This is a genomic window from Bradyrhizobium quebecense (genome assembly GCF_013373795.3).
GTDB lineage: Bacteria > Pseudomonadota > Alphaproteobacteria > Rhizobiales > Xanthobacteraceae > Bradyrhizobium > Bradyrhizobium quebecense.
Genome location: NZ_CP088022.1, coordinates 3,300,046 through 3,310,305, shown reverse-complemented (window position 1 = coordinate 3,310,305; position 10,260 = coordinate 3,300,046). Strand labels below are relative to the sequence as shown.

Genomic DNA, 10,260 nt, shown 5'->3' with positions numbered 1-10,260 from the left:
TGCGTCCTAGAGTTGCGGCCGGAAACGGCGTATCTCTATATATAGGGTGGGAATCGGGTTAGGCCTTTTGAGCAGCACAGGGGGTGGGCGGAAGCCCAAGCCGTCCGGCCGACGGCGACCGGAAGGCGACGAGCCCGGTGGGGAGGGCGGCCCGGATGACGCCCTGGTCCTGATCGCAGCGGCCGCGACCGAGTTCGCCAAACTCGCCCAGCGCCACAAATTCGAAGTCCTCGACCATCTGCTCGCGATGACCCGGCTGGAGGCCGACGAGCAATTGCGCGCGCGCAGCCGAAGGAAGCTGTCGTGAGATCCGGTGATGGGCGTGATCGCGGCCCCAGCGTCGCGCAACGATTGAGATTTGGGGTAATGGGTCCTGGCTTTCGCCAGGACGACACCGAATGTGTGGCGCGTCCTGAAGAGGGCTGTGGCCCCAGCGTCGCTCAACAATCACCTTCGCTGGTTATGGGTCCCGGCCTGCGCCGGGACGACGATGAGGATGGTGCTCGCACGATGCGACGCACCGTCATTGCGTACTTCATCTCGGTGTCATCGCCCGGCTCGCCACCATCTGCGCCGTAGGATGGGTAAAGCGAAGCGAAACCCATCATCTTGCCGCGCGGCCAGAATTGATGGGTATCGCTTCGCTCCACCCATCCTACGCAGTCGCGTGACGTCGCGCGCGCTTTTCTGCAGGCCGCGGCTTCAACGCCGTGTCGGCCGCCCCCAGCACGCGTCCGTCCTGCGAAAGCAGTGCGAGCTTCTTCACCGGCTTGCCCTTGTCGCGGTCGACCATGATGGTCGCGATCTCGTCCGGATGGTCGTCGAATTCCTCGGTCCATTGCCGGAGTGCAACCAGGATCGGAAAGATGCCGTGGCCCTTCGGCGTCAGGACGTATTCCTGATAGGCGCTGCCGTCGGAGGCGGGGACCATCTTCAGGATGCCGCGCTCGACCAGCGTGCGGAGCCGGGTGGTGAGGATGTTCTTCGCAAGCCCGAGGCTGGCCTGGAATTCGCCGAAACGGCGCCGGCCGAGGCTGGCGTCGCGGATGATCAGGAGCGACCACCAGTCGCCGAACACGTCGAGTGCGCGTGCCACCGGACAGCTGTCGCCTGCAAGGCTGGTTCGTTTCACGACGCACGCTCCGAAAGTTGGGCCATCACGGTCTTGTGTGGTTGCAATATTAAACCTGATGCCCTAGGTGGGCAACGAAGTTTAATAATGCAACCAACTGGAGGCGGACATGAGACTGGCAAACAAGACGGCGTTGATCACCGGCGGCAACAGCGGCATCGGGCTTGCGACAGCAAAGCTGTTCGTCGCCGAGGGCGCCAAGGTCGTCATCACCGGGCGCAACAAGGAGACGCTCGCGGCGGCGGCGCGGGAACTCGGACCGAACGCGCTCGCGGTGGTGGCCGATGCCACCGATGTCGCGGCGCTGGAGGCCGCGGTGAAGCAGGGCGCGGAGAAGTTCGGCAAGTACGACGTGCTGTTCGCCAATGCCGGCATTCCCGGCCAGACGCCGGTCGGCGGCACCACGCTCGCCGCATTCGAAAATGTGATCCGCACCAATCTTACCGGCGTGTTCTTCACCGTGCAGGCGGTCGCGCCTTATCTGAACGACGGCGCTTCGATCATCCTCAACGGCTCGGTAATTTCGGTGCTCGGCAATCCCGGCTACTCGGCCTACGCCGCGAGCAAGGCCGGCGTGCGCGCGATGGCACGGGTGATGGCGTCAGAACTGTCACCGCGCAACATCCGCGTCAACGTGGTGGCGCCGGGCGCCGTGCGTACGCCGATCTGGGGCGCTGCGATCGCAACGCCCGAGGCCGAGAAAGCCTTCGAGCAGCGGATCGGAAAGTCCACGCCGCTCGGACGCATCGGTGAACCCGATCACATCTCGAAGACGGTGTTGTTCCTGGCGTCCGACGACGCGGCGCATGTGCAGGGGCAGGAACTGTTCATCGATGGCGGTGCAACGGCATCTCCCGCCGGCGCGCCGATCTATCGCGGCTAATTTGTTTCGCATTGTAGAGAACGGCCGGTGTGAAGCAGTTCACACCGGCCGATTTCGTACGCGACTACTATTAGGCGTATTGAACCTTTGACGTACTCGCCGGACTCCTGAATGGGCGGGGATTTTTTCACCACGGAATCATTTTGGAGTTCCTTCATGCCGAAAGCAGCCCGCATTTCGACGCCGATCCCGGTTTCGTCTACCTCCGAAAATGAAAACTCAGACACGTCACAATTTGTGACGGTCGCGCTGTTTTCCGGCGTCGGTTTGTTGATCTCGCTCGTCGCCGTCATCTTCGGCATTCAAGGCGTCTGGTTCTGACTTCATCCGCCTGAAACGACCTGCCGCCACCGAGGTGACGGCAGAAATATGATCGCGTCAGGCGGCGTTGAGGCTGCCGGCGGCCTGCAGCGCGCCAGCGACCGCCTTCTCGCGATGCTCGGGACCGACCTGGATGCCGTCGGCGGGGATCAGCTCGAGATTCTTGACGCCGATGAAGCCGAACACGCCGCGCAGATAGGTCTCGAGATGCTCGAGTGCGGCCATCGGTGTGTCGGCGCCGTAATAGCCGCCGCGCGAGATCGCGATGATGACGCGCTTGTTGCCGGCCAGCCCCTCGACGCCGGCGGCGCCGTATTTGAAGGTCTTGCCCGCGACCACGACGCGGTCGATCCAGGCCTTCAGCTGGGAGGGAATGGTGAAATTGTACATCGGCGCGCCGATCACGACGATGTCGGCGGCAAGGAACTCGTCGAGAACCGCCTGACCGGTCGCGATGTCGTCGCGCACCGAGGGGTCCGGCGCCGCGCCCTGGCTGGCGGCGAGGTGCAGGCCGGAGAGGTGGGCGAGCGGGGTCTGGGTCAGATCGCGGTAGCTCACGACCAGGCCGGGATGGGCCTGGCGCAGCCGCTCGACGGCGGCGGCGGAGACCTGGCGGCTGACGGAGTGGGGGCCGAGGACCGAGGAGTCGATGTGCAGAAGGTTCATGGCAGGGGTCACCTTTGGTATAAGTTTGTAACTGGCGCTATATGAGTGACCGTCCTAAATGTCCGCAAGAACGCACATTTTTGAAACCCGAGCACAGCAATGAAACCCGAGCACATCCGTGTGCCTGCCCTTCCGCCCCTGCCTGACCAGGATCACAGCGATTGCCGCGCGGTTGCCTCCGTATTGGCGCGGGTCGGCGACAAGTGGAGCGTGTTCGTGATCATGATGCTGACCGACGGGCCAAAGCGCTTCAACGAGCTGAAGCGGATGATCAACGGCATCTCGCAACGGATGCTGACGTTGACGCTGCGCGGGCTGGAGCGCGATGGCCTGGTCACACGCACGGTGTTTCCAACCATTCCGCCGCGGGTCGATTACGAGCTCACGGATCTTGGCCATGGTCTGGCCGCGCCCGTGAAGGCGCTCGGCGAATGGGCGTTCGCGCATCTGCCGGAGATCGAGGGCGCGCGAAGCAATTTTGACTCGCGCAACAGCGACTGAAATCTAGACCCGTCACCCTGAGGAGCGCGCTCCTGCGCGCGTCTCGAAGGGTCGACGGCCACCAGCGGGGCCGTGCATCCTTCGAGACGCGGCCAAGAGGCCGCTCCTCAGGATGACGGTGATAGACTGGCGTGAGCCGCTTGTTCGCCCACGCTAAATCATCGACACCAGCCCGCCGCCGTGACGCTCGAGCCTGCCGGCAAGCTCGAGCTCCAGCAGTACCGCGCGGACGACGGCGGGCGAGACATCGGCCATCCGGATCAGATCGTCGAGACTGATCGGGCTCGGTCCGAGCAGATTGATGATGCGGGCACGATCGGACGCATCGGTGGCAAAATCCATCGGCTCGTCGTCTTCGCGCGCGGACAGCATGACGGGCCGCTCCATGATCGGCGTGACCGCGCTGATGACGTCGGCGGCTTCGGTGACCAGCGTGGCGCCCTGCTTGATCAAATCATTGGCGCCGGCGGCGCGCGGATCGATTGGCGAGCCCGGCACCGCGAACACCTCGCGGCCCTGTTCGGCGGCCATCCGTGCCGTGATCAGCGAGCCCGAGCGGTGCGCGGCCTCCACCACCACGACGCCGAGCGATGCGCCCGAGATCAGCCGGTTGCGGCGCGGGAAGTCGCGCGCCCGCGGCACGTGGCCGAGCGGCATCTCCGAGATCGCCGCGCCGCGCTCAAGCAGGGCGGCCAGCAGATCCTCATGCTCCGGCGGGTAGATGCGGTCATGGCCGCCGGCCAGCACGGCGACCGTGCCGCTTGCAACGGTGGCGCGATGCGCCGCCTGGTCGATGCCGCGGGCAAGGCCGGAGATCACGACAAAGCCGGCGTCGCCGAGATCGCGCGCCAGCTGGCCTGCAAATTTTAGCCCGGCGCCGGATGCATTGCGGGAGCCGACGATCGCGATCATCGGGCGCATCAGCGTGTCGCGTGCACCGCGTACGCCGAGCAGCGGCGGCGCGTCGTCGATGGTGGCAAGCCGCGCCGGATAGTGGGCTTCCTCCGGCGCGACGAGATCGATGCCGAATTTGCGGCAGGCCGCGAGTTCCGCGGCTGCATCGGCCTCGCTCGCGATGCGCCCGGGTCCCGATGCGCCGCCGCGGCGCGCGAGATCGGGCAGGCGCTCCAGCGCGTGCGCCGCATCGCCAAAATGGCGGAGCAGCGATGCAAAGGTGCGCGGGCCCGGTATTATGGCGCAAACGCCACAAGGGTGTTGTGAAAGGCGGCGCTCATCTCCGCAATTAAGGGAGATGAGCGAGGTGGCGAGTTATCCGAGCACCAGCGAAATCGCACGCCGCACATTATTGGCGCGCCGTTCCATTTCTCCCGCACGCCAGTCCTTCGCGAGACGGAGCGTGTTGGTCCAGCTGTCGAGGGCCTCAAGTTCCTTACGAAGGTATTGAACGTAGATACGTTGGTTCACTTCAGACATGAAAAACATCCCTTTTGCGGATGAAAGTTGCAATGCCATCGAAACAGCATTGCCGAAGAAACAAATATAACCCTTCATTTCAGGGATGGAAGCGGCGGGTTCCGCGCGCAACGCGACTAAATCTCCTCCAAAACCACCTGCTCAAGCTCCAACGCCGCAACGCACGCAAGAAAGAAGATCGCCGTAAACGATCCCCGCTTTAGCTTCATGGTTATCCCGGCTTCGGTCTCGTCTTTCAGGCCGTGCTTTTTCAGCCGCTTTGCCAAGTCGGCATAGGTCACGTTGGCTTTCTTCATTTCCGCCTTGAGGAAGTCGCTGGCGCGTCGGCCCCATTCCTCTTCCGCTTTGGGTAGGACCATGGCATCTCCTATCGATTCCGTGAGCTAACAAATATGATAGACCGGCCTTGACTTCCGGTCAAACGGTTCATATCCGTTAGCTATCATATTCGATAGGATGCGGCAATGCGCGGCAGACCGACGAAAGACCCTCACACCCGACCGGCCATCAACACCCTTGAACGGCTCCATATGGAGCTGGGCGGCCAAATACTCGCCAACCGGCAACAGCACGACGCGCTGAGCGAGCAGATGCGGCACGTCGAGGCCGTCATCAAGATGCTGGACCCCACATACAACCTGGGACGGATCGCGGTGAAGCGGCGGAAGCCAAACCCGTGGTTCAAGCGCGGCACCCTCTACAGGCGGGCGCTGGACGTGCTCAGGACGGCCACGGAGCCAATGACCACAACGGAGCAGGCGAAGGCAGTTCTCGCTGCGCATGGCGTAGAGGACGCTACTGGCGACGACGTGCAGGGCATCGCGCTGGGTATCCAGCACAGCCTTAAGAACCATGAGGGGAATGGCGTGGAGAGGGTTGGCCAAACGGCCCCGGCTCGGTGGAGACTTAAGACGGCTCATTGAACGTCGGTTCAACTTTGGCTAAGTCTCACGGCGGGGGGACAACCAAGGGCATGACTTTCTCGACGCTGACTAGCGCCATGATTCCTGTGGTGTCCTCTCTGAGTGATGTCCCGGACGATCTGCCGCTCTATTACGCCGACGAAAATTTCTATTTCCGCGTTCCTCTCGCCGAAAGCGATGACGGCCGCTGGCTAGTCACCATCGATGTGGGTTATCAGGAATATCGGGAACTGGCTCCTTGCGCGCAGGTTGCTCCAATAGATTTTTTCTCTTTTGGATACGAAATTACCCTTTTTGATCAAATAGATGAAGTTTCGTACTCAACCTTCGACCCGAGAGAGGCAAGACCGGCCATTCCGGATGAAATGCGGCAGTTGGTGGTTGAAATCGCCTGCCACTGCTTCATAAAACTTCTTCCAACGTGTTGTCCTGATTACATATTTCGGACAACTTGGCTTTCCAGCCCCAGCGAAAATGCCCTCAAAAAGCACCTTAGAGCCAATGAAATCTTGGCGGCGGCTGATTATATCGTGCTACAGGAAGGAACCGATCAACACGGTTGTAAGTATTGGTTGTTAGGTAAGAGCGACTCTGATCACTCTCACCTAGATCCATCCGGGCTAATAAGCAGCAGATGGGAGCAGAATGATGAGCCTTCGCACGCACTTTGACAGCGCCCAACAAAGAAATAACCCAGCTTTCGCTCATCAGCGGCAGCAGTCGCTCGGCACAACAGTAAAGCGAGGGGCTGAGGCTGCTCGCAACATTAAGCAGGCGCAGGCGTCATTAGAAAAGATCAAGGCGAAAAGAGCGGCGACCACTAAAGACAAGTAAGCCGCCGCCCACTGATTGCCAATCAAGGCCCGCGCAATGCGGGCCTTTTCAGTTGGCGATATGCCGCTGCCAGTAGCCGGTGAAATCGGCCGACTTCCCGCGCTTCAATGCCAGCGCCGCGATGCGGTTCACCTGATCGCCATTCGAGACCCGGCGGTTGTCCTCACGCCATGAGGACTCCTGCGCGTAGCGGAGCAGGTACGCGCCAGCAATATGGTGGTGGATACCGATCTCAGCACGACGCAAGCGGCTGAAATACTCCTCTGCCTGATTAGTGCAGGCACCATCGAAGGAGTAAGCTTCTTGGTGGTTGATTCGTTTCATTTCAAAACGTTCGTGTAGTCCATCCCAAGAAGCGGCTTCGTCGGCATGAACGACAGTCCCCTTCGCAATGCGGGCACGGATGAAAGCGGCGGCTTGGCTTTCAGAGCCAAACACTGCTGGCACAGAATTGCCGCCGCGCTCACGGACGACGACGACGACCTTCCGTTTCCCATTCTGATTGCTGGCATATCGGCGGTCGCGGCGATTTTCTTTCTGGTTTGCTGGCTTTACGTAACCGCCAAAATAACCGCCGTCCACCTCAGCCGTTTTGCCTTCGCCGCCGATGACACGGCCCTTCAATTCCTCCGCCATTGCCTCCCGCAGCTTGTGTAGGAGGACGAACGCGGACTTGTAGGACAGGCCCAGGTCCCGGCTGAGCGCCAGTGCGGACTTGCCCTTCACCTCGTTGCAGAACACGGCAATGGCCGCCAGATAGCCGCGCAGGGGCAGCTTATGGCTGGCAAACAGGGTACCGCTGGTGATGGTGAAATCCTTCTTGCAGCCCTTGCAGCGGAAGCGCAGGGAGCCGTTCGGACGGCGGGCTTCGTAAGCCTCTACGGAGCCGCAGGAAGGGCACACGGGAGCGCCAGCGGTATCAGCCCAACGGATGGCCTTGAAGGCCGTCTCGGCTTCCGCATCAGTCATGCGGAAGACCTGAGCTAGGCTCAGGGTCTTTGCCGCTTTGCTGAGGAGGAAGTGTTGGGACACAGCGCTACCTAACGAATACGATAGGTAACGAATATGATAGGTTTGGCTCTAGGTCAAGAAATCTATCGTTTTTGTTAGGTCACGAATTCGTTAGGTGTCATGCGGCATTAGTTCTTGGGTGTATTGCGCCCTTGGAACCCCAATAGGTAGTATGGGCTATTTGGGGGATTGGGGAATGTGGCCACTGCCAAGGGAATTACTTTGGGCAATCATCGTTGCCCTTGCTATCGCAGTCGTGTCGCTGTGGCCCTTAAAGTACCCGTATAGCCAAGCTCCAAGCATCCAGACGCAACAGCAGACCAAAGATTCCGTAGGCGGCCATGATGCCACCCAACATGGTCCAGCCGCGCCAGTAGACGCCACTGGCGAGCAGAAGGACCAGCATGGAGGCGAGCACGCTTCCGAGGTGACGGTATTGGGGATCAAGCCCGGTGAATGGTTGCTGGGCATCGTGACTTGGATGCTCTGGCTCGCTACGGCGAGACTCGTCGCGAACGCTGACAAAACTGCCGCTCGGCAGTTGCGCGCGTATGTGTTTGTCAGTGACGCCTTTATCCGCAATCTCAATGGTCCAGAAGTGCCCGTCATCCACGTCTGTCTCAAAAACTACGGGCAAACACCGGCCTACAAACTGACAAACGCGGGGGCCGTAACCTATGCCACCTTCCCCCAGAACGAGTTCTCTAGAAACCCCGCTGGCGATCAACGTCTGGCTATGCTGACCATTCCACCGGGGGCAGATATTGCTTCCGGCGTGATAAATCTCCCGTTCGCCGTAACGCCCGAGATAAAAGATGCCCTGCAAACAGGGAAGACTGCCATATGGGCTTTCGGACGAATTGAGTTTGAAGACATTTTTCGAGAGCGCCGATCCGTAGATTACCGGTTCATTTTCGGCGGTGACGTTGGCACGCGGTTCTTCACCCGGGATGGCGTCGTCCTCGGCGCGATGGCTCAGACCATCGACGGAAATGGCACCAGCGATCAGTAATGCGGCCCAAGCCGCGCGCCGTAGCACGGCGCTTCTCCTAGTCACGGGTACCTCCGTGACTTAGGAACCGGCCTCGAATTCGGCTTGTGGCGTTTGCGCCATAATACCGCGCGGGCCGACATTGTCGGAGCGGATCAACCGCAGGCGGTTGAGTCGTTCGGTGTCGGTGAGTTCAGTGGTGCTGGGTGACCGGTCATGCATGCGGGCTCTAGCTTCGCCCAACCTGGGATTGTGATCAACCGCGACATTGGCGAAGTAGGCGTGACGCGCTACAAGCGGTCGCCAATTCGAGGAAGCCGCCCATGATCTCACTTGCCGATCTCCAAGCGCGTATCGAACAAGGCGCGCTGTCGCCTGAAGCGGCCATCGGCCAATCGCTTGAGGTGATCGGTGCGCAGGAGAAGACGATCGGCGCCTTTGTCCGCCACGACGCCAAGGCGCGTGCGCAGGATGCCGGGCCGCTGCGCGGGATTGCGGTCGGCATCAAGGACATCATCGATACCGCCGGATTCCCGACCGAGATGGGGGCTGCGATCTACCGCGGCCATCAGCCGCGCGCCGATGCGCCCGTGGTGATGGCGTTGAAGAAGGCCGGCGCGACCATTGTCGGCAAGACCACGACCACCGCGTTCGCCGCGAACGATCCGACCGCAACGCTCAATCCGCACAATCACGCGCACACGCCGGGCGGCTCGTCGTCGGGCTCGGCGGCCGCGGTCGCCGCCGGGATGATTCCGCTGGCATTGGGCACGCAGACCGGCGGATCGGTGATCCGGCCGGCTTCGTTCTGCGGCGTCGCCGCGATCAAGCCGAGCTACCGGCTGCTGCCGACCGTCGGGGTGAAGTGTTTTTCGTGGACGCTCGATACGGTGGGGCTGTTCGGCGCCGGCGTGCGCGATGTCGCGCTGGGACTGGCTGCGATGACCAGGCGTCCTGAGCTTGTCGTGCCGTCCGAGGTCGCGGCACCGCGCATCGGCGTCGTGACGCAGGCATTTGCCGGCGCGCCCGAACCATCCGGCGCGGAGGCGTTGCAGAAGGCGGCGCGGGCGGCGGAGCGGGCGGGCGCAACCGTGCGCGAGCTTGCGATGCCTGAGGTCATCGCCGAGGCGTGGCGGATTCATCCGGTGGTGCAGGAGTTCGAGGCGCATCAGTCGTTCGCCTGGGAATACGGCCAGAACTACGATGCGATGCCGCCGCTGCTGCGCGGCCGGCTCGACGAGAGCAAGGGCGGCACGCCCGCCGAATATGATGCGGCGATGGACGTCACGCTGCGCGCGCGGCAGGCGCTGGCCGCGATTTTTGGCGAGGTCGATGTGCTGCTGACGCTGTCGGCGCCGGGCGCCGCGCTGAACGGCTTGGCCTCGACCGGCGATCCCCGTTACAACCGGCTCTGGACGCTGATGGGCGTGCCCTGCGTCAACGTGCCGACGCTGATCGCCGAGGGCGGATTGCCGGTCGGTGTGACCGTGATCGCGGGCTTTGGCAGCGATGCCAGGGCGCTGGCGGCGGCGAGCTTTGTCGAGGACGCGCTGAAGCGGTAGCG

The 10,260-nt window shown here is 62.1% G+C and carries 15 protein-coding genes and 1 pseudogene; 9 read left to right on the top strand and 7 right to left on the bottom strand.

Features of this window, described 5'->3' with window-relative positions:
* Nucleotides 1–67 precede the first annotated feature (67 nt).
* Nucleotides 68–307, top strand: a complete 240-nt coding sequence (locus HU230_RS16020; protein WP_176528437.1) for a hypothetical protein — start codon at nt 68–70, stop codon at nt 305–307.
* Nucleotides 308–655: 348 nt separating this feature from the next.
* Here the strand turns inward: HU230_RS16020 and HU230_RS16015 are convergent, their stop codons facing one another.
* Nucleotides 656–1,132 (bottom strand): winged helix-turn-helix transcriptional regulator, encoded by a 477-nt coding sequence (locus HU230_RS16015; RefSeq protein WP_176530857.1) that lies wholly within the window; start codon nt 1,130–1,132, stop codon nt 656–658.
* Between the two features lie 109 nt (nt 1,133–1,241).
* Between HU230_RS16015 and HU230_RS16010 the strand changes: the two genes are divergently transcribed.
* The gene (locus HU230_RS16010) at nt 1,242–2,015 is read left to right on the top strand and encodes an SDR family NAD(P)-dependent oxidoreductase (RefSeq protein ID WP_171947609.1); all 774 of its coding nucleotides are present in this window, start codon (nt 1,242–1,244) and stop codon (nt 2,013–2,015) included.
* A gap of 156 nt (nt 2,016–2,171) precedes the next feature.
* Complete coding sequence (locus HU230_RS16005) at nt 2,172–2,336, top strand: hypothetical protein (RefSeq protein ID WP_176530858.1); 165 nt, start codon at nt 2,172–2,174, stop codon at nt 2,334–2,336.
* Nucleotides 2,337–2,393: 57 nt separating this feature from the next.
* Here the strand turns inward: HU230_RS16005 and HU230_RS16000 are convergent, their stop codons facing one another.
* Nucleotides 2,394–3,002: an FMN-dependent NADH-azoreductase gene (locus HU230_RS16000; RefSeq protein ID WP_176530859.1), complete on the bottom strand. Its 609-nt coding sequence runs from the start codon at nt 3,000–3,002 to the stop codon at nt 2,394–2,396.
* Between the two features lie 99 nt (nt 3,003–3,101).
* Here HU230_RS16000 and HU230_RS15995 point away from each other — a divergent pair, with 99 nt between their 5' ends.
* On the top strand, nt 3,102–3,503 hold the full coding sequence (locus HU230_RS15995) for a winged helix-turn-helix transcriptional regulator (RefSeq protein WP_176530860.1): 402 nt from the start codon (nt 3,102–3,104) through the stop codon (nt 3,501–3,503).
* A 153-nt stretch (nt 3,504–3,656) separates the two neighbouring features.
* On the opposite strand, the pseudogene dprA reads toward HU230_RS15995, so the two are convergent.
* The 3 genes and pseudogenes from dprA to HU230_RS15980 form a co-directional block, all read right to left on the bottom strand.
* A pseudogene (gene dprA, locus HU230_RS15990) lies at nt 3,657–4,688 on the bottom strand (DNA-processing protein DprA); the annotation flags it as partial.
* An 84-nt stretch (nt 4,689–4,772) separates the two neighbouring features.
* Entirely contained in the window at nt 4,773–5,048 is a 276-nt protein-coding gene (locus HU230_RS15985; RefSeq protein WP_176530861.1) for a hypothetical protein, read from the bottom strand.
* 5 nt (nt 5,049–5,053) lie between these two features.
* Entirely contained in the window at nt 5,054–5,296 is a 243-nt protein-coding gene (locus tag HU230_RS15980; RefSeq protein ID WP_050426012.1) for a DUF6471 domain-containing protein, read from the bottom strand.
* Between the two features lie 105 nt (nt 5,297–5,401).
* Between HU230_RS15980 and HU230_RS15975 the strand changes: the two genes are divergently transcribed.
* Genes HU230_RS15975 through HU230_RS15965 form a run of 3 tightly spaced genes read left to right on the top strand, consistent with a single transcriptional unit; the run spans nt 5,402 to nt 6,694 of the window.
* Nucleotides 5,402–5,860 (top strand): hypothetical protein, encoded by a 459-nt coding sequence (locus tag HU230_RS15975; protein WP_176530862.1) that lies wholly within the window; start codon nt 5,402–5,404, stop codon nt 5,858–5,860.
* Between the two features lie 50 nt (nt 5,861–5,910).
* Nucleotides 5,911–6,531, top strand: a complete 621-nt coding sequence (locus HU230_RS15970; RefSeq protein WP_176530863.1) for a hypothetical protein — start codon at nt 5,911–5,913, stop codon at nt 6,529–6,531.
* Nucleotides 6,509–6,694 carry a hypothetical protein gene (locus tag HU230_RS15965; RefSeq protein ID WP_176530864.1) on the top strand — a complete coding sequence of 62 codons (186 nt, stop codon included), beginning with the start codon at nt 6,509–6,511 and terminating at the stop codon, nt 6,692–6,694. The genes HU230_RS15970 and HU230_RS15965 overlap by 23 nt, the downstream gene beginning before the upstream one ends.
* Before the next feature lie 48 nt (nt 6,695–6,742).
* Here the strand turns inward: HU230_RS15965 and HU230_RS15960 are convergent, their stop codons facing one another.
* Nucleotides 6,743–7,726: an IS1595 family transposase gene (locus HU230_RS15960; protein ID WP_176530865.1), complete on the bottom strand. Its 984-nt coding sequence runs from the start codon at nt 7,724–7,726 to the stop codon at nt 6,743–6,745.
* A 175-nt stretch (nt 7,727–7,901) separates the two neighbouring features.
* Here HU230_RS15960 and HU230_RS15955 point away from each other — a divergent pair, with 175 nt between their 5' ends.
* On the top strand, nt 7,902–8,717 hold the full coding sequence (locus HU230_RS15955) for a hypothetical protein (protein WP_176530866.1): 816 nt from the start codon (nt 7,902–7,904) through the stop codon (nt 8,715–8,717).
* A 60-nt stretch (nt 8,718–8,777) separates the two neighbouring features.
* On the opposite strand, the gene HU230_RS43840 is transcribed toward HU230_RS15955, so the two are convergent.
* Complete coding sequence (locus tag HU230_RS43840; protein ID WP_338077430.1) at nt 8,778–8,918, bottom strand: hypothetical protein; 141 nt, start codon at nt 8,916–8,918, stop codon at nt 8,778–8,780.
* 101 nt (nt 8,919–9,019) lie between these two features.
* On the opposite strand from HU230_RS43840, the gene HU230_RS15950 reads away from it, so the two are divergent.
* The gene (locus HU230_RS15950) at nt 9,020–10,258 is read left to right on the top strand and encodes an amidase (protein ID WP_176530867.1); all 1,239 of its coding nucleotides are present in this window, start codon (nt 9,020–9,022) and stop codon (nt 10,256–10,258) included.
* Nucleotides 10,259–10,260 lie beyond the last annotated feature (2 nt).